The sequence below is a fragment of the Micromonospora sp. NPDC049240 genome (assembly GCF_040647835.1).
Classification (GTDB): domain Bacteria; phylum Actinomycetota; class Actinomycetes; order Mycobacteriales; family Micromonosporaceae; genus Micromonospora.
The window spans coordinates 122,517-143,637 of sequence record NZ_JBEZCX010000006.1; the positions used below are offsets into that span (position 1 = coordinate 122,517).

The 21,121-nt window shown below is 73.3% G+C and carries 17 protein-coding genes; 5 read left to right on the forward strand and 12 right to left on the reverse strand.

What is annotated here, in order from left to right:
* Positions 1–49: 49 nt before the first annotated feature.
* A complete protein-coding gene (locus AB0B02_RS11095) occupies positions 50–310 on the forward strand; it encodes an SDR family oxidoreductase (protein ID WP_357299344.1) in 261 nt (86 codons plus the stop codon).
* A 38-nt stretch (positions 311–348) separates the two neighbouring features.
* Here AB0B02_RS11095 and AB0B02_RS11100 read toward each other — a convergent pair whose 3' ends face one another.
* From AB0B02_RS11100 to AB0B02_RS11130, 7 genes are all read right to left on the reverse strand, one after another.
* Entirely contained in the window at positions 349–939 is a 591-nt protein-coding gene (locus AB0B02_RS11100) for a hypothetical protein (protein WP_281942394.1), read from the reverse strand.
* Complete coding sequence (locus AB0B02_RS11105; RefSeq protein ID WP_357299348.1) at positions 936–2,270, reverse strand: hypothetical protein; 1,335 nt, start codon at positions 2,268–2,270, stop codon at positions 936–938. The genes AB0B02_RS11100 and AB0B02_RS11105 overlap by 4 nt, the downstream gene beginning before the upstream one ends.
* Positions 2,267–3,067, reverse strand: a complete 801-nt coding sequence (locus AB0B02_RS11110) for an ABC transporter ATP-binding protein (protein WP_357299351.1) — start codon at positions 3,065–3,067, stop codon at positions 2,267–2,269. The genes AB0B02_RS11105 and AB0B02_RS11110 overlap by 4 nt, the downstream gene beginning before the upstream one ends.
* A 27-nt stretch (positions 3,068–3,094) precedes the next feature.
* Positions 3,095–3,898, reverse strand: a complete 804-nt coding sequence (locus tag AB0B02_RS11115; RefSeq protein ID WP_357299354.1) for a hypothetical protein — start codon at positions 3,896–3,898, stop codon at positions 3,095–3,097.
* Positions 3,895–4,452, reverse strand: coding sequence for a sigma-70 family RNA polymerase sigma factor (locus tag AB0B02_RS11120; protein WP_281942401.1), 558 nt, complete (start codon positions 4,450–4,452; stop codon positions 3,895–3,897). The genes AB0B02_RS11115 and AB0B02_RS11120 overlap by 4 nt, the downstream gene beginning before the upstream one ends.
* Positions 4,453–4,565: 113 nt before the next feature.
* The gene (locus AB0B02_RS11125; RefSeq protein ID WP_357299358.1) at positions 4,566–5,705 is read right to left on the reverse strand and encodes a glycosyl hydrolase 53 family protein; all 1,140 of its coding nucleotides are present in this window, start codon (positions 5,703–5,705) and stop codon (positions 4,566–4,568) included.
* 11 nt (positions 5,706–5,716) lie between these two features.
* Positions 5,717–6,820 (reverse strand): cellulose binding domain-containing protein, encoded by a 1,104-nt coding sequence (locus AB0B02_RS11130; protein WP_357299361.1) that lies wholly within the window; start codon positions 6,818–6,820, stop codon positions 5,717–5,719.
* Positions 6,821–6,943: 123 nt separating this feature from the next.
* Here AB0B02_RS11130 and AB0B02_RS11135 point away from each other — a divergent pair, with 123 nt between their 5' ends.
* Both AB0B02_RS11135 and AB0B02_RS11140 read left to right on the forward strand, forming a co-directional pair.
* Entirely contained in the window at positions 6,944–7,930 is a 987-nt protein-coding gene (locus AB0B02_RS11135; protein WP_357299365.1) for a TIGR01777 family oxidoreductase, read from the forward strand.
* A 56-nt stretch (positions 7,931–7,986) separates the two neighbouring features.
* A complete protein-coding gene (locus AB0B02_RS11140; protein WP_281942409.1) occupies positions 7,987–9,501 on the forward strand; it encodes a cellulose binding domain-containing protein in 1,515 nt (504 codons plus the stop codon).
* A gap of 78 nt (positions 9,502–9,579) precedes the next feature.
* Here the strand turns inward: AB0B02_RS11140 and AB0B02_RS11145 are convergent, their stop codons facing one another.
* Entirely contained in the window at positions 9,580–12,009 is a 2,430-nt protein-coding gene (locus tag AB0B02_RS11145) for a helix-turn-helix domain-containing protein (protein WP_357299369.1), read from the reverse strand.
* A gap of 263 nt (positions 12,010–12,272) precedes the next feature.
* On the opposite strand from AB0B02_RS11145, the gene AB0B02_RS11150 reads away from it, so the two are divergent.
* Together AB0B02_RS11150 and AB0B02_RS11155 are read left to right on the forward strand one after the other, a co-directional pair.
* Positions 12,273–15,029, forward strand: coding sequence for a glycosyltransferase (locus tag AB0B02_RS11150; protein WP_357299372.1), 2,757 nt, complete (start codon positions 12,273–12,275; stop codon positions 15,027–15,029).
* On the forward strand, positions 15,029–16,483 hold the full coding sequence (locus AB0B02_RS11155) for a radical SAM protein (RefSeq protein ID WP_357299376.1): 1,455 nt from the start codon (positions 15,029–15,031) through the stop codon (positions 16,481–16,483). Before AB0B02_RS11150 ends, AB0B02_RS11155 begins: the two co-directional genes overlap by 1 nt.
* 4 nt (positions 16,484–16,487) lie before the next feature.
* On the opposite strand, the gene AB0B02_RS11160 is transcribed toward AB0B02_RS11155, so the two are convergent.
* Genes AB0B02_RS11160 through AB0B02_RS11175 form a run of 4 tightly spaced genes read right to left on the reverse strand, consistent with a single transcriptional unit; the run spans position 16,488 to position 21,118 of the window.
* Positions 16,488–17,729 (reverse strand): MFS transporter, encoded by a 1,242-nt coding sequence (locus AB0B02_RS11160; protein WP_281942417.1) that lies wholly within the window; start codon positions 17,727–17,729, stop codon positions 16,488–16,490.
* Complete coding sequence (locus tag AB0B02_RS11165; protein ID WP_281942419.1) at positions 17,726–19,489, reverse strand: carbamoyltransferase C-terminal domain-containing protein; 1,764 nt, start codon at positions 19,487–19,489, stop codon at positions 17,726–17,728. The genes AB0B02_RS11160 and AB0B02_RS11165 overlap by 4 nt, the downstream gene beginning before the upstream one ends.
* 37 nt (positions 19,490–19,526) lie before the next feature.
* Positions 19,527–20,885, reverse strand: a complete 1,359-nt coding sequence (locus AB0B02_RS11170; RefSeq protein WP_281942422.1) for an ATP-grasp domain-containing protein — start codon at positions 20,883–20,885, stop codon at positions 19,527–19,529.
* Positions 20,873–21,118: a hypothetical protein gene (locus AB0B02_RS11175; protein ID WP_107155089.1), complete on the reverse strand. Its 246-nt coding sequence runs from the start codon at positions 21,116–21,118 to the stop codon at positions 20,873–20,875. Before AB0B02_RS11175 ends, AB0B02_RS11170 begins: the two co-directional genes overlap by 13 nt.
* Positions 21,119–21,121 lie beyond the last annotated feature (3 nt).

Sequence of the window (21,121 nt, forward strand, 5' to 3'; positions counted from 1 at the left end):
TCCGATTGAAGCGTTGAGTAGTCACATCGGTGCGCCACGTTACTCATCGATGAAGGTCGACACAATCCCCACGGTCGAGGCCCGGCGCGCGGTCAGCGTGCGCTCCGTACCGGGGCGCACCGAGACCGAGATGATCGACGCCTGGCAGGCGGCGTCCCCGGGCGTCCGGGAGAGGATCGACGCCAGCAGTCCACTCGGGCGGATGGCCGAGCCGCGGGAGGTCGCCGAAGCCGCCGCCTGGCTGCTCAGCGACCGCGCCTGCATGGTGACCGGCGCGATCCTGCCGGTGGACGGCGGCGCCGGCGCCTGACCCGGCCCGGGGCAGCCCGCGTGTCGCGGAAGCTCGGACTACTCGGACGGTCGGCCGCGGGCCGGGCCGGCGGCCGGGTAGGCGATCAGCCCGCCGAGGGCGAGCGCCACCGCCGTCAGCGCGGCGGCCCGGCTGTCGGCCGGCTGGGCCTGCCACGTCGCGACCGCTCCCCCGGCGCCCCCCTGCGGATACAGGGTCGCGACGGCGGTCCAGGCCAGCGGCACGAACCACGACCGGGCGGCACCGAGCACCGTCGCGCACAGCGCGGTCAGCCCGAGCAGCCCGGCGGCGTCGCGGACCACCATCCCGGCGGGCCCGAACCGGGCGCCGGTGTGCCGGGTGGCGAGCAGCACCAGCAGGACGACCACGAGGCCGGCCAGCAGGTGCACCGCGCGCCGCCGGGGCCACCGCATCGAGGCCGTCCGGTCCAGGCTCTCGTCGGGGCCGGCGAGCGTGGGCGCGAGCACCACGACCATCAGCGTCACCGTCATCACGACCACCATGGGGGTGGCGTCGCGTTCCGTGGCGAAGGCGAGGCACAGCGCCCAGACCGCCGCCGCGCCGCCGAGGGCCGCGGCCAGGGCCAGCGGTACGCGTCGCGAGCGCAGGTACAGCAGCGTCCAGGTCACCTGGCGCTCCCGGACAGCATCCCGGTGGTGTCCCGGCAGGCCCGGAGCGCGTCGCGGACGGCGGTGACCCGGGCCAGCGCCTCCCCGTCGGGCAGTGCCCGCAGCCCCTGCCACAGGGTGACCGCCTCGGCGTTGATCCCGGGATCCTCCTCGATCATTCCGGGGACCAGACCGACGTCGGACCGCGGCTCGCGGCCCAGGAGCCAGTAGGCCGCCGCGCGCTCGACCACCTCGTTGCGCTGCTCGCACCGCCCGTCGTACGCCACGCCCAGTCCCCTGACGACCTGGTTGACCACGGCGGCCGGGTGGGCGAGTCCGCCGTCTGCGTCGATCCGGACCTCGATCGTGACGACACCGTGCCGGGCGACCGGCCACCCGTCGTCCCCGATCGTGCGGGTGTCCTCGTGCACGGCGCTCGGCGCGTCCGGCAGCTTCGCCAGCGCGGCCAGCCCCTGCCGGGCCGGCGGGGTCAACGTGCCGAGCACGTTCGCGTGGACCCGGCTGACGCAGACCGTGGGCGTGTCACCGGTGCACACCAACTCCCGGGCGACCGGGTCCACCGGCCAGTTCAGCGCGTCCCGGTCGCGGGGGACGACAGCGGTCGCCGCGACGAGCCCGAGCACCACCGGCAGCACCGCCGCCGTCCGGGTCCGCCAGCCGCCGGCCACGAACAGCAGCAGACCGGTGACGGCGAGCGCGGCCAACCAGATCGCGAGCGCGCCGCTGACCCGGCTGTCGATCGTCTGGTAGTCGTGGAACCGACCCGAGCCGTGGACCGGCGAGAGGGCCGCCGCCTGCCGGTCCGCGGGTCCGACGGCGCTGAAGAAGACGACGAGCACGCCGCCCACCGCGAGCGCCGGGGCGGTCACCAGGGCGGGGAGCATCCGCCCGATCCCCAGGCCGAGCCACACCGCGGCGACCAGGGAGAGCGCGCCGACGCCGGTGACCACCGCGAAGGTCGGCACCGGCCGGTACGGGGCGGTGGGGGCGATCCGGGCGAGGCCGGCGGCGGTCACCACCAGGTAGCCGAGCGCGAAGGTGAGCGCCGTCGCGCCGAGCACCGGCAGCATCCGCGCGGCGCGGGGCCGGGCGGTGGTGGCGAACAACTCGGTCACCTTCGCCCGGTGCTCCCGGCGCCCCTGCCAGGCCCCGGCGGCGAGGGCCAGCGGCCACAGCAGGAGCAGGTACTCCCGGACGGTCATGGCCAACGCCATCCAGCCACTCGACCACCGACCGGTCGCGCCGTAGAGTGCGCCGACGCCGACCACCACCGCGACCAGCGCGCCGCCGACCGCGGCGGAACGACGCAGTTCGATCCCCAGGATGCTCATCGGGCGGCCTCCGCGCGGTGCCGGCGGAGAAGCGCGGAGTAGCCGCGCTCGGCCGCGCTGTCGCCGGCGTGGCCCTGGTCGCCCTGCGCGCTCAACGCCTCGGGCGTGCCCTGCCACACCAGCCGACCCTCGTTGACCAGGACGACGTCGGTGCAGGCCGCCGCCACGTCCTCGACCAGGTGGGTGGAGACCAGCACGCAACTGTCGGTGCCGAGGTCACGCAGCAGCTCACGGAAGTCGAGGCGCTGTTCCGGGTCGAGACCGACGGTCGGCTCGTCGAGCAGCAGGAGGCGGGGATCGTTGACGATGGCCTGGGCGATGCCGGCGCGACGCAGCATGCCACCGGAGAGCGTCTTCAACCGGGCGTCGGCCTTGGCGGTCAGCCCGACCCGGTCGACGGCCCGCTGCACCGCCGCCGGGATGCCGGCCTTCGGCATCTCCTTGAGCCAGGCCATGTACGCGACGAACTCACGGACCGTGAACCGTGGGTAGTAGCCGAACTGCTGCGGCAGGTAGCCCAGCGTGCGGCGGACCGGTCGCAGGTCGGCGCGCCCGTCGACCGGATGCCCGAGCAGCGTCAGCCGCCCCCCGGCCGGGGTCAGCACGGTCGCCAGGGCGCGCATCAGGGTGGTCTTCCCGGCGCCGTTGGGGCCGAGCAGTCCGTGCACGCCGGTGGTCAGCGTCAGGTCGAGGCCGTCGACGGCCAGGTGTCGCCCGGCCCGGACCCGCAGCCCCGTCGCGTGGATCGCCCAGGGGTGGGTGGTGGCGGTCGTCTCGACCGCGCGCACAGCACGCATCATCATCTCCATCGGTGGTCGCGGTGACTAGTCGCGGAGGGAAAGTCGCCGGAAGCCGTCGAGCCGGAGCAGGGCGAGGACGGTCAGCAGGGCCGTGGCCAACGCCCAACCGCTTGTGCTCCCCGCGGCCAGCAGCACCGGCATCCGGGCGGTGGCGAAGCTGGGTGCGATCACCACGAGCGTCCAGGCGGCGATCAGGCCGATCGCGGCCCGGCGCACCCCGACGAGCGTGCCCAGCAGCAGCGCGGCGGCGGCGAACGCCAGGCAGGGCAGCAGCATCAGGGCCATCGACACCCCGATGCCGGCGCCGACCAGGGCGAGCGCGGGAACGACGCACGCCAGCACCGCAGCCGTCCGCCGCAGCAGCATGGTCAGCCCGGCGGCGGGTGTGGCGGCGATCAGCTCCCAGGCCGGGTCGGCCCGTCGGTGCCAGGCGACCGCCACCCCCGGCAACGGCGCCAGCGGTGCGACCAGCAGCACCAGCGAGGGCTGGCCGGTCCACAGCACGCCGAGCAGCGCGGCGCAGGCCAACACCACGACGGTCATGGCCAGCCACGGCAGCAGCGTGCCGACGAACCAGCGGTGGCGCAGCACCGACCAGGACCGGCGGGCGGCGACCGGAGCCGGTGCCGCCGAGATCTCCCGGTCCAGGGCCGTCGCCACCCGTTCGAGCACGGCCCGGGTGGCCGCGGTGGTGCTGCCGGCCAGCCGGGCCCGGCAGTCGGCGCAGTCCTCGAGGTGCACCTCGATCGCCCAGACGCCGGGCTCGTCGAGGTCGGGTGCTCCGGCGGCGTAGCGCTGGAGCTGGGTCAGGCTGGGGTGGTTGCTCATGACAGCGCCTCCCGTAGGGCGATCCGGGCTCGGCGTACGCGGGACTTGACGGTGTTCTCCGGCACGCCCAGCAGCACCGACGCCTCGCGCGGGGAGAGCCCGTCGAGGACCGTGGCCCGCAGCGCGGCCCGGACCTCGGGCGGCAGGACGAGCAGCGCCTGCTCGAGTTCCTGGCCGACCCGGGCCGCCATCACCTCGTCCTCGGCGGCGGGCGCGGTGCTCGGGGTGAGCGGCACCGGCGGCACCTGCGCCGTGCGGGCCCGACGACGGAACGCGTCGACCAGGCGGTGGGCGGCGATGGTCCACAGCCAGCCCACCGCGCTCCCCCGCGCCCCGCCACCGCTGCCACCCCGGGCACCGGCGAAGCTGTCCGCCGCCCGCCAGACCGCCAGGTAGGTGTCCTGCAACACCTCGGCGACCACGTCCGGGTCCGCGCACCGGCGGCGCAGCCGCACCTCCAGCCAGGGCGCGGTACGTCGGTACAGCTCGTCGAACGCCCGCCGGTCGCCACGGGCCACACGTCGGACGAGTTCGCCCTCGTCTGCCGCGTCCATGCCTCTGCTCACGTCCGGTAAGACGACCACCCGGGCCGTCCCGGGTCCCGATCCGCTGTGACCTGTGCCACTCGCCGCGGGCGCCGGTCACCGGCGCGACCGGTCCGGGCAGGTCAGGGCGTCCAGCGTACGCCCGGGTTCACCCGCCCGGACCAGTCGAAGACGGCCATGTTGTCCCACTGGTTGCCGGTGCCGTTGATGTCGGCCGGGTCCCAGCCGTTGCCGCGCACGGCGTACCAGGTCGGTTCCCAGTAGAAGACCCCGATGGCGCCGGCGTTGCGCGCGGTGTTCTGCACCCAGTCGAACTCCTGGGCCTGCCCGGCCCAGGTCGCGGCGATGCCGTCACAGGTCGCGTCGCCGATGGCGTTCGGCTCACTGTCGGCGTTGTCGCGGGTGAAGGGGTACGCGGTCTCCACGATCACCACCGGCTTGCCGTAGCGACCGCGCAGGTCGACGATGTTCCGGTAGAGGTTCGCCAGCGTGCCGTGCCACATGCAGTAGTACGACAGGGCGGTGATGTCCCACTGCACGCCCTGGGCGCGGATGCCGTCGTAGAACCAGCGGGCGTTGGCGTTGCTGTCGGCGTCCGCGGTGTGGATCATCACCGGGATGTCGCCGCCGCACGCCTTGGTCGCCTGGTAGCCCTGCTTCAGCAGGCCGGCCAGCGGCGCGAAGTCGTTGTTGACGACCTTCCCCTCGTTCCACAGCATCCCGACGTTGATCTCGTTGCCGATCTGCACGCTGTCCGGCGGGGTGCCCTGCGCCCGGAGGCTGGCGCAGACGTCGTAGGTGAAGGCGTACACGTCGGTCCGTAGCTGGCTCAGGCTGTGGCCGGCCCAGGCGGCCGGCTTGTACTGCTTGCCGGGGTCGGCCCAGGTGTCGGAGTAGTGGAAGTCGATGAGCACCTTCAGGCCCTTCGCCCGGGCGGCGCTCGCCTGGGTCAGCACCCGGCTCTTGTTGTTGTAGCCGCTGGCCGGGTTGTTCCAGACGCGCAGCCGGACGTAGTTGACGCCGACGGACTTCAGGATGTCCAGGGGGTCGCGGGCGACACCGCCGGCGTCGTAGTACCTCGCGCCCAGGTCCAGGCTGCGCTGCAAGGAGGAGACGTCGGCGCCCCGCATGCTGAGCGTGTTCGCGGCGGTGGCCGGCGCGGGCGGGCCGCCGAGCGTGGCGGTGACGGCGAGGACGCCGGCCGCGACGGCCGCGGCCAGGGCCCGGGGGCGGCGGTGGGGTACGGCGGCACGGATGCTCACTGCCCTGCCCCTCACGCACCGACGGCGCACGGGGCGCCGTTCAGCGAGAAGCCGGTCGGCGCCGTGTCGCTGGCGTTCCACCGGCCCTGGAGGCCGAAGGTCGCGGAGCCGTTCGGCGCGAGCGTCCGGTTCCAGTCGACGTTGCGGGCGGTCACGGTGGCGCCGGTCTGCCCGACCGTGGCGTTCCATCCCGAGGTGACCTGCTGGTCTCCGGGGAAGGTGAAGGTGACGGTCCAGCCGTCGATCGACGCTGCCCCGGTGTTCCGGACCGTCACGGTGGCCACGAATCCGCCCGGCCACTCGGACTCGTTGCGATAGCTCACCCGACAGGTGGACGGCGGAGGGGTGGGCGGGGTGTCCGCCGTGGGCAGGGTGACCGTGTTGGACGCGATCGACACGTTGCCCACCGCGTCCCGGGCCCGCACGTAGTACAGGTTGCGCAGCGGCGTCGACGGGGGCAGCGCCGCCGTGTAGGTCGTGCCCGCCACGGTGGCGACGCGCGTCGAGGTGAACCAGCCGTCGAACCGGTAGACGTCGTATCCGAGCACGCCGACGTCGTCGGTCGACGGCGACCAGGACAGCGCGGCGGTCGTGCCGGTCACCTCGCCGACGGTCAGGTTCCGGGGGGCACTCGGCGGCGTGGTGTCCGGGCCGGTGTCCGTCACCGGGGTGACCACGGTCACCGTGTCCGACGAGCCGGAGCGGTGTCCGAGGCTGTCCCGGGCGGCCACCCGGAACGAGTACTGGCGACCGGGCTGGACGTAGCCGGTGATGGTGGTGGTGGTGACGTCCCCGACGCTGGCGCTGTAGAGGACGTCGTCGAACGGCTTGTAGTACGTGATGTCGTAGCCGGCGACGGGGCAGCAGCCGGGGGTGGCGGCGGTCCAGGTGAGGGTGACCGACACGCTGCGTACCTCGCTGGCGGCCAGGTTCGTGGGCGGGCTAGGCGGGAAGGGCGTGGTGCTCGGCGTGCTCGGCGCCGTGGTCGGCGCCGAGGACCCGACCGCCGGTGTGGTGCTCAGCGTGGTGCCGAGCACCGCGGTCACCAGCACGAGGGCGGCCAGCAGACCCGACCGTGGACGGCGGAACAGCGAGGACGAGCAGACGCCTGTCATACCTCGACGATGCCCGCAGATATCGATGATCGCCAACATGTCCCACACCTCGGTCGATCTTGACCACCCGACCGCTCGAGGATAAGTTGAACACGTTCAAACAAGGTCGGGCGAGGAGGGACCATGAAGGTCGTCATTCCTGGCGGCACCGGGCAGATCGGCACCGTCCTGGATCGGGCGTTGACCGCCGACGGCCACGACGTGGTGCTGCTGACCCGCTCGCCGGCGGGTCCGCGTCAGGTCCGGTGGGACGGCGCCACGCTCGGCGACTGGGCCGAGCGGATCGACGGCAGCGACGTGGTCGTCAACCTGGCGGGACGCAGTGTGAGCTGCCGGTACACCGCCGCGAACCTCGACGCCATGATGAGGTCCCGGGTGGAGTCCACCCGGGTGGTCGGCGAGGCCATCGGCCGGGCGGCCCGACCGCCCCGGGTGTGGTTGCAGATGAGCACCGCGACGATCTACGCGCACCGCTTCGACGCCGCCAACGACGAGCACGCCGGCGTGATCGGCGGCGACGAGCACGGCGTGCCCGGATACTGGGCGTACAGCGTCCAGATCGCCCGGAACTGGGAGGCCGCGCAGGAACAGGCGGCGACTCCCCACACGCGCAAGGTCGCACTGCGGTCGGCCATGGTGATGAGCCCCGACCGTGGTGGCGTGTTCGACGTGCTGAGCTGGCTGGCGCGGCTCGGCCTCGGCGGACCGGTCGCCGGCGGCCGGCAGTACGTCTCCTGGATCCACGACCGGGACTTCGTCCGCGCCGTCCGCTTCCTGATCGCCCGCGAGGACCTCGCCGGGACGGTGAACCTGGCCGCGCCGCACCCGTTGCCGCAGCGGGAGTTCATGCGCGCGCTCCGGTCGGCCTGGCGGATGCCCGTCGGCCTGCCCGCCACCGGATGGATGGCGGAGCTCGGCGCGTTCGCGCTCCGGTCGGACACCGAACTGCTGCTGAAGAGTCGGCGGGTCACCCCGGGACGACTCACCGACGCCGGGTTCACGTTCACCCACCCCCACTGGCCGGCCGCCGCCGGGGAGCTGGCACGACGGCGTCGCCGGGGACAGGGCCGGGCCACGGCCGACGGCACCGGCCGTTCCCCGGCAGGTTGACTCCTGCCGGACGTCCTGCCTGTCCCCCCACATCGGGCGTTGCTTGACTCGGCGTCATGACACACATTCGGAAAGCGATCGCCCGTACGGTGGTCGCCGGAGCGGTGATCGGCGCGACGACGCTCACCGGGCCCCTCGCCGGACACGCGGCGTCCGACCGGCCGGAGGCCACCCGCGCCCCCGGCACCATCCTCGACGTCATCCCGGCCCGGACCGTGGACCGGATGGTCGCCCAGGCCCCGCTCGTCGACGCCGCCAACGTCATCCGCACCGCGGTGGAACGCGCACCGGCCCGCGGCTACGCCGGCATCGGCCTGGTCGACGACCACGTCACCCTGTGGTGGAAGGGCGCGCCACCCGCCGACGTCACGGCAGCCGTCACCGCCGCCCGCCGCACCGCGCCGGTCCAGGTGGCCGACGCCACCTGGTCCCGCGCCGACCTGCGCAAGGCCGCCGCCCGACTCACCCCGGTGGTGGAGGCCGGCCCGGCGGGCGCCGGCCGCTCGGTGCGACTGCGCACCGACGGCAGCGGCATCGAGATCGCCGTCGACCGCACCCCGGGCGCCGCGCTGCCGAAGCTGCCGGCCACCGGCGTCCGGACCAGCGTGGTCACCCGCGACCGGATGGTGCCCCGGTCGCGGGCCAACGACGCCGCGCCGTTCGACGGCGGCGCGGGCATCGGGTTCACCACCCCCGGGTGCACCGCCGGCTTCGGCGTCCGCAACGCGGACACCAACGCCGGCTACGTCCTCACCGCCGAGCACTGCGGCGCCGTCGGCTCGCCCTGGCACGTCGGCTGGAACACGTCCACCGGCACCGGCACGCTCGTCGGCTACGCGGTCGACAGCAACGACGACCACGACACGATGATCATTTCGACGTCCGCCCCCGGGGACCACATCTACGTCGGCGGCCAGCACGACGAGGTCCGGGCCCGGGTGGCCGGCTGGACCGAGGTCTTCCCCGGCCAACTGCTGTGCCAGTCCGGGTACACCTCCGCCGGCGAACTCGGCGGCCCGGTCTGCAACCTGCGGGTCGAATTCCACTACGACGACATCGAGGACCTCGTCGAGGCCACCCAGCTCGACGGCGACGAGGCCGCCCGGGGCGGCGACAGCGGCGGTCCGGTCTACGCCGTCAACGCCGACGGCACCGTGCTCGCCGCCGGCACCACCACCCGGTCGGCGGGCCCGGGCTTCGGCTTCCAGGACTTCGCCACCGCCCGCGACGACTACGGCAACCTCGTGCCGGCGACGGCGAGCGCCAGCACCTGCCGGGTCTCCTTCGTCGTCACCAACTCGTGGAGCACCGGATACGCCGCCAGCGTCACCGTCTACAACGACGGCCCGGCCGTCAACGGCTGGTCGCTGGGCTGGACCTTCCCCGGCGGCCAGGTCGTACAGGGCCACTGGAACGGCGTCTTCCAGCAGACCGGCCCGGCGGTGACCGTCACCAACGAGGGGCACAACGCCGCCATCCCGACCGGGGGCGCCGTGAACGTCGGCTTCACCGCCGACGGCTCCCCCGCCGTGCCGGCGCCGTTCACGCTCAACGGCACCACCTGCAACTGACCTCGTCCACCGACCCGGGCCCCGCCGCACCGTCGGCGGGGCCCGGCCGTCGTGCCGGACCGGCCCGGGCCGGTCCGCTCAGGCCGGCCGGTTCCGCCGCACCAGACCCTGGACCAGTTCCCGGCGCAGCGTGGCGCGCAGCGTCCGCACCTCGGGGGCGTCCAGTTCGCCGCACCTGTCGAGCGCCCGCCGACTCAGCCGGCCGGCGTCGTCGCCCAGGTCCGGGTTCGCGTCGGCCAGGACCGCGAGCGCGTGCAGCGTCTGCGCCTCCCACCACGGGCAGGACAGCGCCGCGTACAGGGCCAACGCCGCCCGCAGCGCGTCGGCCGCCGCCTTCGCCCCGCCCAACGCCTGAAGCGCGAGCCCGTACCGGTGCACGGCGTTGGCCTCGCTGAACGTCGCGCCGCACCGCTGGAACACCCGGCGGGCACGGTCGTACTGGTCGGCGGCGTCCCACCACCGACCCATCCCGGCCAGGTCCGCCCCCAGGCTCATCATCGCGCCGGCCCGGGCCACCGCCGCGCCGGTACGGCTGAGGCCGTTGCCCCGGCCGTAGAACGCCAGCACCTCGCGGTGCACCCCGGCCGCCTCGGCGAACCGGCCGAGCGCGGCCAGCGCGGCGCCCTGCACGCTCGCCGCGCTGTACTCGCCGAGCGCGTACCCGATCTCGCGGAACAGGCCCACCGCCCGGTGGCTGTGGTCGATGGCCGACCCGCCGTCCCCGGTCCGGACCTGGATCGCGGCGAGGTAGGTGAGCGCCCACGCCTCCTCGCGGCGGTCCCCGATCCGCCGGGCCAGGTCCAGCGCCCGGCCGAAGGCGGCCAGCCCGTCGGTGTTGCGGTCCCGGCAGAAGTAGCGGGCCCACCCCAGGAAGTTCAGGAGCACGGCCTCGTCGTGCGGACTGCCGGCGGCCTGGGCCGCGGCCAGGCCCAGCGAGAAGATCTCGTCCCAGGAGTGCCGGTGGCTGTTGGCGTCGGAATACCAGTGCAGCGCCCGGGCGACCGCGACCACGTCGGCGTGCCGACCGCGCCGGGACGCGTCGCGCAGCGCCGCCAGCCAGTTGCCGGACTCCCGGTCCAGCCAGTACGCCGCCGCCCGGTCGTCGTCGAACTCGGAGTCGGCCCGGCAGGCGACCGGTTCGAACATCGCACCGGCCTGCCGGGTACGCCACAGCAGCCAGTCGACCATCCGGTCGTGCGCCCTGGTCCGGGAGCCCCGGTGCTCCTCGGCGTCGAGGCGCTCGGAGGCGTAGAGCCGAACCAGGTCGTGGAACTGGTAACGGTCCCCCACGGTCAGGAGCACCCCGGCCTCGACCAGCTCCTCCAACGCCGCCGACGCGGTTTCCTCGTCGGTGCCGGCCACGGCGGCGACCAGCGCGGCGGCGAAGTCGGCGCCGGGAATCAGCGAGGCACGTCGGAACACCCGTGCGGTCATCGGGTCCAGTTGCCGGTAGGAGACCTCGAACGCGGACCGGACGTCCAGGTCACCGGCGGTCAGCACGGTCAGCCGCCGGCGCTGGTCGTGGAGCAGGTCGACGAGCCGGCCGACCGTCCACTCCGGTCGGCTGGCGAGGCGGTTGCCGGCGATCCGGAGGGCCAGCGGCAGCCGGCCGCAGAGCTTGACGAGTTGATCGGCGGCGGCCGGCTCGGCGGCTATCCGGTCGGCGCCGACGATCGCCGTGAGCAGCAGTCGACCGGCCGCCGGCGAGAGCAGGTCGAGCGGCTGCCGGACCGCGCCGGCCAGACCGGTCAGCGGACGCCGGCAGGTGACCAGCACGAGACACCGGTGCCCGGCCGGCAGCAGCGGACGCACCTGGGCCTCGTCCGCGGCGTCGTCCAGGACCAGCAGCAGCGGCCGGTCCCGCGAGAGCGTGCGGAACAGCCCACCCCGTTCGGCCGGGGACACCGGTACCCGGCTGTCCGGCACCCCGAGCGACCGCAGCAACCCGGCCAGCGCCTCGGCCGGGTCGACCGGTCCGGCCGGTGGGCCACCCCGCAGGTCGACGAAGAGCTGCCCGCCGGCGAAGGCCGGACCGAGTCGTTGACCGGCCGCGACGGCGAGGCTGGTCTTGCCGATCCCCGGCGGGCCGTGCACCACCACCACCGAGGCGGTGTCCGGTCGCCCGGCGGCGACGTCGGCGGCCAGCGTCGCGAGCCGGTCCAGGATCTCCGCGCGGCCGGCCAGGTCCGGCAGGGGCGCCGGGAGTTCCCCGGGCACGGCCACCGCCGGGTGGTCGTCCGGCCCGACCGGACGGTCGGACGACTGCCGCTCGGCCCGGGCCAGGGCGACGAAGCGGTCGCGGTCCGCCCCGGCCAGCCGCAGCGCGTCGGCGAGCAGCACCACCGTGCGCCGTTGCGGGTTGCGGACCCGACCGCGTTCCATCTCGCGGATGCCGCGGACGCTGGAGCCGGCCGCCTCGGCCAGCTCCTCCTGGGTCAGCCCTCGCTCCAGACGGAACGCCCTGAGCACCGCCCCGAACCGGTCACGCTGCACCTGACTTGTCGGCATGTTCCCCCCACCACCCGACGCCCCACAGTGACGTAACGCGGATCGATGATCCCACGACGGTGACCCTCCGCAGGGCACTGTGGACGGACTGTGATCATTGCCATGTCGGACGGCGCACCATCCGTAGTGCGTCCTAGGAAACTGGTTCACCTGCCGGCCGATCGGCCGCAGCGCATCAGGCGGCGGGTCGTCGTAGGCTCGGCAGATCGCCACCGCTGCGGGGCGTGATCGCCGTCCGTGCCCTTCGGACCAGGGAGATCCGGATGCACCTGCCCCTCGACACCCCACCGTCGAGCGCGCCGAAGACCGCCGTCCTCTGGGGTGTCTCCTTCGACGGCACGCCGATGTCCGGAATCGTGGTCGAGTTCGTCAAGCTCGCCGACGTGTTCCGCCAACGCGGCCACCGCGTGCTGCTGGACATCGGGTACGACATCAAGGAGGACAAGAACCGCTTCTTCGATCCCTACACCGACGAGGCCCGATGCCTGCCGTCCTGGATCGAGCTGACCCGGGTGGACGGGCTCGCCGACGTCGCCGGCTACGACCCGGCGTTCGTCCGCGACACGCTGCACGCGGTACGCCACGGCCACCCCCTGCCGTCCCGTACCGACGCGGTCAGCGACGCGATCGCCGACCGGATCGTCGCCACCTGGCGTCGCCACTCGGTGACGGCCGTGCTGGTGGAGAACGGCACGCTGCCGGAGAACGTCGCGTACACCCGGGCGCTCTACCGCGCCATCGAACGGTACGGCCGGGAGACGGGCCTGGGCACCTACGTGCTGTGGCGTGACCACGACCTGATGTGGACCAGTGAGCCGGCCACCGGGAAGTACGGCGTTCCGCCCTACCCGCACGCGGTGCGCCCGGTCGACTCGCCGCACATCCGCTACCTCGCCCTGCACGAGCAGGCCCGCCGACGCACCCTGGACTGGTCACCCGGGCTGCGGGACATCCGCGTGCTGCACAACTCGTTCCGGTTCGAGCCGGCGGAGCCGGCCCTGGTCGACGGCCGGTTCCGGGCATACCACGGGATCCCCGACGACGCGGCCCTGATCGCGCGCTTCACCCGGCTGGTGCCGCAGAAGCGGATCGACCGTGACATCGACCTGCTCGCCCGGCTGATCCGGTGGTTCGCCGACCGAGGGGTCGACCGGCCGGTCCACCTGTTCGTCGCCGGCGATCCCACCGAACACCCGGCCACCGCCGCGGCGCTGCGGGCGTACGCCGAACACCGGCAGGTCGCCCACCGGGTGGTCTTCGGTGGCCGGCTGGCGCCCCGTGACGTGCCCCCCGGCCCGGAACGCGGCCACACGGTGGCGGACCTGCTCGCGCAGGCCGACCTGACGTCGTTCCTGACCTCGTACGACTACGAGAGCTACGGGAACCCGATCGGCGAGTCGATCGCCTCCGGGGTGCCCTACCTGACCACCCGCTACGAGATGTACGACGCCGTGTACGGCAGCAAGGGGCTGCACGCCCCGGTGCTCGACGTGACCCCCACCGATGAGGCGCCGATCACCGACGCCTTCGTCGCCGAGGTCGCCGAACTGCTCACCAATCCGGTCCTGCACCGCCGGGTGGCGGCCTTCAACCACACCCGCGGCAAGCGCTACTTCGCCGCCAACCGGGCCACGGAGCTGGTGGACGAGCTGCTCGGCGCCGCACCGCCGCCCGCCCGCCGGCCCGGGCCGGCGGCCCCCGAGGTGTACGGCCGGGCCGGGCGGGCCGCCGTGCCCGCCCTGACGGCGGAAACCCGGATGACAGTCGTCCTGCCGGTGCTCAACGAGGCGGCCAACCTCGCCGCGGTGCTCGGATCGCTGGCCGGCCAACGCGGGCCGGACGGCCCCCTCGACCGGGCGCTGTTCGACGTGCTGCTGGTCGACAACAACTCGACCGACGACACCGTGGCCCGGGCCCGCCGACTGGCCGCCGCCCATCCGGGGTTGCGCGTGCACGTCATCGGGGAGTCCGCGCAGGGCGTGTCGTGCGCCCGGAAGGCCGGCATGGACCTCGCCGCCGAGCGGGCCCGCCGGCGCGACGCCACCGACACCGACCTGCCCCCGTTCTACCTCGTCTCGGCGGACGCCGACTGCCGCGTCGACAGGTACTGGTTGTCGGCGCTGCTGACGGCGATGGACGGCGGCAAGGCCGCGATCGGGGTCTGCGACTACCACTACGACCCGGAGCACTTCACCGACCGGCCGTTGCTCTGGGACGCGATCGACCGGACGCTGCGGTGCCGGGCGGTGACGTTCGGCCTGTTCGGCGGCTTCCCCGACGGCAAGGGATTCGCGGTGGAACGGCAGGCCTACGAGCGGGTGGGTGGCATCGAGCTGTCCTACCAGGTCAAGGACGGCCGGTTCGTCAACCACCTCTCCGACGACTGGGACTTCGGCATCCTGGTCCGGGCCAGCGGCGACGACATCACGTACGTGCCCCGGTCCCGGGTGGAGATCAACCCTCGCCGGGTCGACCACGCGATCGACGAGGTGATCGCCGGACGGGCGTACGGCGCCGGCGGCATCATCACCATGCGCGACATCCGCCCGGACGCCGACCACTCCCCGGTCGTCGACCTCACCGAGGACGAGGCGGTCCAGGCCTGGGAGTTCTCGATCAAGGACTTCGTGCCGAAGAACATGATCCTTCCGGTGTTGCTGACCCCGGCCCTGCTCCACGAGCGCGCGGTGATCGAGTTCTTCACGCCCGCGCTGGCGGACCGGCTGGCGCGCCGCATCGCCGAGATCAGGGCCGAGAGCCGGTTGATCGACTTCGTCCCCATCCACTCCTACAAGTCGCCCAGCTTCCGGCTCTACTTCGAGTTCGCGGCGGAGCTGTTCGCCCGGCTCCGCGCCACGGTCGGGCCGGACATCGGATATCCGCCGCCGCTGCCGGACTGCCTTCAGGAGATCCGGGAGGAGGGCGATCCCGCGCGGTTCCGCGACTTCGTCCGCCACTACTGCGAGGACCGCGAATCCGGCGCGGCACACGACTACTTCGGCAACGGAGGGGTGTTCTGATGAGCGACGCCTACGAGGACGCGCTGGCCTCGCTGTCCCACCTCGACCCCGGCCATCCGCGGCCCGCCGTCGTGGACGTGCTCGCCGCACCGGAGAACCGCCGGCTGCTCGAGTACGTCGCCCTCGATCCGTTCGGGTCGCACGTCTTCCCCGGCGACATCCCGGACGCCCCCGTGGACTCCTTCCTCGAGGACCTGAACACGCAACTGGCGAACACCCGGCCCATCCACCTGTGGTCCTACATCCCGACGTGCAGTTACCGGTGCCGGTTCTGCCAGTACCCGGTGGTGCTGGTGAAGGGCGACCCGACGGTCACCCGGGCCAAGGTGGACCGGTGGGTCGACCTCAACATCCGGGAGGCCCAGCTCTGGCTCGACCGGGTGCCGAACCTCCGCGACGCCCCGATCGGCGAGTTCAACGTCTTCGGCGGCACCCCGTCCCTGATGTCGCTCGACGCGGTGGCCCGGCTGCTCGACTTCTACCGCGGCAACTTCGCCTTCGCCCCGGACACCGCCATCCGGTTCGAGGGCGACCCGACCACCTTCACCGAGCCGCTGTTGGAGTTCCTGCTGGAGCAGGGCTGCCGCAAGCTGTCCTGCGGGGTGCAGTCGTTCGACGACCCGGTGCTGCGGCTGTCCGGGCGGGAGCACGAGGCCGTCGAGTGCCGGGCGTTCCTGGCGAACACCCGCCGGCTCGGCTTCGACTGGGTGACCGTCGACCTGATGTACGGACTGCTCGACCAGACCGTCGACAGCGTGCGGCGTGACCTCGACACCGTTCGGGAGTACGAGGTGCCCGGCCTGGTCTGCACCAAGCTGCACCTGCGCTCGTACGCCGACACCCGCACCGGGGTCGCCGGTGACCGGCCCGCCGCCTGGCAGTTCGCCGGCTACCGGGACCGGCTCGCCGCCGCCGGCCACCACTGGCCCACGCTCGGCGAGCAGTACCAGATGCGCGACGTGCTGGCCGGCGGGTTGACCGCGGCGGGCTACCGGGAGCACCCGACCATGTACTTCCACCGGGCCGGGCACGCCCCGGAGATGTGGAAGGCCATCATGGTGGACCAGGACCGGCAGGACGCCGAGGTCGCCATCGGCCTGGGCGGCAGCTCCAGTTGCCGACGCTCCGAGGCGATGACCGAGGTCAACGAGCGGCGTTACATCGAGGCGGTGGAGGCCGGTGTGCTGCCGCTGGCCTCGGCCACCCGGTTCGGCCCCCTGGCCACCGAGTCCCGGTCGATCAAGATGGCCCTGTCGACGCTGCAACCGCTGCGGGACGACCTGCACCGGGAACGGTTCGAGGGCCGGTCGCTGTTCGACGAGCCGTGGGGCGGCGCCTTCGCCGCCCTTCAGCGCCGCGGCCTGCTCACCACGGACCGCGACGCCGGCTCCGTCACGCTGACGTCCACCGGCGAGGTCCTGGTGGAAGCCATCATGCACACCGAGTTCGGGTAGCGCCTCACTGGTCCGCGCCTCGACGGCGGAGCCCGACGTGCGACTGGACCAGGTACGTCACGCCGGCCAGGAGGGAGAGCACGCCGGAGAGGACGACGGCCCCCCGGTATCGGCCGGCGGACATCAGGGTCCCGTAGGCGAGGGAGGCCGCGGCGCTGCCGGTGAAGATGCCCATCCGCTGCACCCCGTTGACGAACGCGCGGGTGCCCTGCGCGGCCCGGCTGTTGGCGAGGTTGTCGAGGACCGGCATCTGGGCGTAGTGCGCCCCCTGGCGCAGCAGGTACCAGAGCACGAAGAGGCTGGCCGTGCCGGCGGTGGCGCTCAGGATCTGCAGGAACAGCGCCGCGATCATGGCGAAGCCGGCCACCCGGAGGGCGCCGCCGCGCTTCATCAGGGGAAACAGGACGAAGATGCCCAGGACGCTGGCCAGGCGGTCCGCGACCAGGAGCCAGCCCAGCGACTCGGTGGCCAGGTGCAGGTAGTTGACGGCCACCAGGTTGATGAAGCGGATGGCGAGAACACCGGCGCCGCCGACGAGGACGGCGAGGACGAACAGGCCGGCGAGGTGACCGGCGTTGGCGCGCAGGGCCGGCAGCACCGGGGGGCGGGGCTCGCCGGGCACGACGGCCGGCGCGGCGTCGCGGCGCCACATCGCGATGCGGGCCACGCCGATCAGCACCGCCAGGACGGCGGAACACAGCAGGTCGAAGCGGTACCAGCCAGCGGTCTCCGCGCCGACGCGGGCGAGCAGCACGCCGGCCACGTTGCCGACCGCGGAGGCGGTCAGGAAGGCGACGAAGCCGGTACGGAACAGCGCGAAGCGTTCCTGCTCGTCGTGGATGGCCGAGGCGAGCACGGCGTTGACGCTGACCAGCATCAGGGCGGAGCAGACGCTGTTGAGGCCGAACAGCAGCAGGTGGGCGGAGAGGCTGTCGACGAACGGGATCGCCAGCATCGTGCCGGCGAAACCGAAGCTGCTGAGCAGCATCATCGGTTCCAGGCCGAGCCGGTCGGTGAAGGCGCTGAGCGGCAGCACGATCACCGCCATCACGGTGAAGCCGACCGAGAAGACCTGCCCGGCGCCGGCCGGCGGGATGCCCACCTGCCCCAGGAACAGGGCGTAGTACATGTCGAACAGACTGGTCGCCAGGCCGAAGAAGACCTGGCTGAGCACGAAGCCGGTGCGGACCCGCCGCAGGTGGTGCTCGCGGCGGGTCACGGAACCGGTGTCCGGAAGCAGGGTCACCGAGCAAAGTCTCCCGTCAGCGGGGTGCGCGCCGGGTGCGACGCGCCGAGCTCTCGCCCGGCCTTGGACACCAGGATGCCGTCGAGGTAGAGGTGGTCGAGTTCGGTGCGGACGAAGGTGCAGAGCGCGTGCAGCGGTGTCTCGACGATCGGCTCCCCGGCGTCGTTGTACGACGTGTTCAGCACGATCGGCACCCCGGTCAGCTCGTGGAAGGCGGAGATCACCGCGTGGTAGGCCGGATTGTCGTGCGCCGAGACCGTCTGCAGGCGGGCGGTGCCGTCGACGTGTGTGATGCTGGGGACGCTCTCCCGGCGGGCCGCGACGACCTGCGGGACGAGCAGCATGAAGTTGCTGTCGCCGGTGAAGTCGAACCACTCCCCCGCGTGCTCGGCGAGCGCGGACGGGGCGTACGGGCGGAACGGCTCCCGGTGCTTGACCACGTTGTTCAGGTAGTCGCGCATCGCGGGGTGCCGGGGGTCCGCCAGCATGCTGCGGTTGCCCAACGCGCGCGGGCCGATCTCGGAACCGCCGTTGAACCACCCCACGACCCGGTGCGCGGCGAGCAGCTCGGCGACGTCACGGGGGCCGGCCTCCCGCGAGGTCAGCTCGACCCCGGTGTGGTCGGCGACCCTGCGCACCGCGTCCAGCACCTCGTCCCGGGAGTACGCCCGGCCGAACGACGCCGTCCGCATCACCGAGGGACGCCGGTTGCCGAGCAGCTCGACGCTGCCGTAGAGGGCCGCGCCGATCGCGACGCCCGAGTCGCCGGCCGCCGGCGGGATGAAGAGGTCACGGAACGGCGACTCGGTGCGTACCCGCTCGTTGGCGACCGAGTTGAGCATGACGCCACCGGCCATGCAGAGGTTGTCCGAGCCGGTCAGCTCGTGCGCCACGCCGGCGAGGTGCAGCATCGCCCGCTCCAGCTCGGCCTGCACGTGGTGGGCGACGTCCTCCGCGAACGGTGACTGCCAGCGCAGCGGGTCGGCCGGGTCGTAGTCGGCGCCCTCCTCGGCGAGCAGCCGTTGCCAGATGTCCTCGAGATCCTTCTGGGCGGAGCGGATGTCGAACCCGTCCAGCGTCAGCCAGTGCCCCCAGTCGGGACGCGGCCGACCGTAGGGCGCCAGCCCCATGGTCTTGCCCGCCTCGGGGTAGCCGCCGCAGCCGAACACCCCGAAGTCGGGGGTGCCGTACCGGGTGACGAAGCCCAGCCGGGCGGTGAAAAAGTCGTAGAACAGGCCGAGGCTCAGGTCGGAGTAGTCGGCCGGGTAGCGGCAGGCGGTCACCGGCGCCAACCGGTCGCCGTCGCCCCGGAAGAGGGTGTGCTTCTCGATGGTGCCGTCCGGGAACCGGGCGCCGGCCTGGTCCACGACGAGCACGGCCGCCTCGTCGTACCCCGACGGGTGGTAGGCGACGGCGGCGTGGGCGCGGTGGTGGCCGGGCAGCGGCAGCGCGCGGACCTTGCTCTTGTCCTTGATGGGCAGCTCGCGCAGGATGCGGTGGACGGCGCCGTCGCCGAGGGGTCGGTTACCGACCACGAGGTCCACGTCGTCGATCCCGGCGCCGACCGCGTCGAGACAGTAGGCGATCGCCTTCATCGGCAGGGTCTTGGTGATGCGTTCGAAGTGGCCCTGCACGAGGAAGCCCTCGGAGTGCTTGATGCGGTCCAGGCGCTCCTCCTCGACGGCGACGGCGATCTCGCCGTCGCGAACCAGGCAGGCGGAGCGGTCGTGACTGAGGTTCAGACCGAGCACGAGAGACATCGGACTCCATTTCCTGTGTCGGAGCGGTGCGGGCTGGTCAGGGCGTCGGGCGGCAGCGGTCCATCGCTTCGGCGAGGCCGTCGAGGATGCGGACCGCGTCGTCGCGCAGCGTCAGCGGGTCGGTGGTCCGCAGGAAGAGCAGGCCGGCATAGCCCAGCACGCCGGTGTTCGGGTGGTAGCGGGGCATCGGGCTGCCCGGCTCCTGGGACTGGCCGCGCACCAGCTCGACGCTGGTGGCGGGCGACACGAGCGACGACCAGTCGACCCGGTCGGGGTCGAACGGCGGCAGGACGGGCCAGGGCTTGCCCGCCGAGTCGGACGCGATGACCGAGAGGGAGGCGGCGGCGCAGGTGGCGTCCGAGGGCAGGAGCAGCCGCCCCGGCAGCTCGGGCCGGTCGCCGAGCGCGGCGGCGTGCTGGAGCGCGACGAGGTCGACGCCGTAGACCTCGAGCAGCTCCCGGGTGACCGCGGCACCGCCGGCGCGGGCCGCCGACTCCAGCAACCGCACCGTGCCGTCGGCCATCAGTTTGAACTCGGTGTGGGTGGCGCAGGTGTCCAGGTCCAGCGCGTCGACGGCGCGGCGGGCGACGTCCGCGATGCGCTGTTGCAGCTCCGGCGCCAGCACGCACGGCGCCTGGTTGCTCAGCTCCACGTACACCGGGATCGTGGGCAGCCGCGCGGTGATCGCCAGTGGGTGGTAGGTGCCGCCGGTCACCAGCCCTTCGACGCTGAGGTAGTCACCGAAGCCGGGCTCGGTGTACCAGCCGTCCGTGCTCGACTCGATGACCTCCTCGGCCAGGAATTGGGGTCCGCTGGAGCTGCCGTGCTCGTACATGCCCGATCTCCTCGCGGCGTCGACGGCCGCCGCGAGTTCCCGCCACACCGGTTCGACGTCGTCGCCCGGCTGGATCGTGGCCTGCCCGATCGAGCCGGCGCCCAGCACCGACTTGACGATCACCGGGCCGGCCAGCTCGGCGCAGGCCGCGGTCAGGTCGTCGAGCGAGTCGACCGGGCGGAACGCCGGGTTCGGCACCCCGGCCGCCGCCCAGGCGCGGCGCATGAGCAGCTTGTTGCGGGAGGTCGCCGCGCCCGGACCGGGCCCGGGCAGGCCGAGCCGCCGGCAGGCCGCCGCGGTGGGCACCACGCAGTACTCGGAGAAGGTGAGCACGGCGTCGGCGCGTACGGCCGTGGCGTGCGCGACGATCTCGTCGGCCAGCGGGGCGTCCGGCCGGGCGTGGTGGAGCCGGCGGCACAACCGGAACAGGAGTTCGCGTTGCCAGGGCTGGGGCTCGCCGACCAGCAGCACGTCGACGATGGCCCGGCTGGTCAGCCTCGGCAGCAGGTACTCCAGCGCCGGGCCGCCCTTGCCGTACACCAGCAGGGTCACTGGTTGCATGCGTCATCGCTCCTGTTCGCGGGGGCCGACCGGGAGAAGCCGGTCGGCGTCTGCCAGAGATGGGTACGCAGGGACGTCCGCATGGCCCGCAGTTGTCCGTCGATGGTGTGCAGGTCCTCCCGGCTGGGGCGCCGCGGCGCCGGCCCGAGCAGGGGCAGCAGCACCTCCACCGCTTCCAGCAGGCACAGCACCGCGTCCCGCTCGGCGGTGACCGGCCCGGCGTGCACCGCCACCGT

Bases quoted from the DNA above. Each gene is read 5' to 3' on its own strand.
- AB0B02_RS11095 (WP_357299344.1), top strand. From the start codon at position 50: ATGAAGGTCGACACAATCCCCACGGTCGAGGCCCGGCGCGCGGTCAGC.
- AB0B02_RS11105 (WP_357299348.1), bottom strand. From the start codon at position 2,270: ATGAGCATCCTGGGGATCGAACTGCGTCGTTCCGCCGCGGTCGGCGGC.
- AB0B02_RS11110 (WP_357299351.1), bottom strand. From the start codon at position 3,067: ATGCGTGCTGTGCGCGCGGTCGAGACGACCGCCACCACCCACCCCTGG.
- AB0B02_RS11115 (WP_357299354.1), bottom strand. From the start codon at position 3,898: ATGAGCAACCACCCCAGCCTGACCCAGCTCCAGCGCTACGCCGCCGGA.
- AB0B02_RS11120 (WP_281942401.1), bottom strand. From the start codon at position 4,452: ATGGACGCGGCAGACGAGGGCGAACTCGTCCGACGTGTGGCCCGTGGC.
- AB0B02_RS11130 (WP_357299361.1), bottom strand. From the start codon at position 6,820: ATGACAGGCGTCTGCTCGTCCTCGCTGTTCCGCCGTCCACGGTCGGGT.
- AB0B02_RS11135 (WP_357299365.1), top strand. From the start codon at position 6,944: ATGAAGGTCGTCATTCCTGGCGGCACCGGGCAGATCGGCACCGTCCTG.
- AB0B02_RS11140 (WP_281942409.1), top strand. From the start codon at position 7,987: ATGACACACATTCGGAAAGCGATCGCCCGTACGGTGGTCGCCGGAGCG.
- AB0B02_RS11145 (WP_357299369.1), bottom strand. From the start codon at position 12,009: ATGCCGACAAGTCAGGTGCAGCGTGACCGGTTCGGGGCGGTGCTCAGG.
- AB0B02_RS11150 (WP_357299372.1), top strand. From the start codon at position 12,273: ATGCACCTGCCCCTCGACACCCCACCGTCGAGCGCGCCGAAGACCGCC.
- AB0B02_RS11155 (WP_357299376.1), top strand. From the start codon at position 15,029: ATGAGCGACGCCTACGAGGACGCGCTGGCCTCGCTGTCCCACCTCGAC.
- AB0B02_RS11165 (WP_281942419.1), bottom strand. From the start codon at position 19,489: ATGTCTCTCGTGCTCGGTCTGAACCTCAGTCACGACCGCTCCGCCTGC.
- AB0B02_RS11170 (WP_281942422.1), bottom strand. From the start codon at position 20,885: ATGCAACCAGTGACCCTGCTGGTGTACGGCAAGGGCGGCCCGGCGCTG.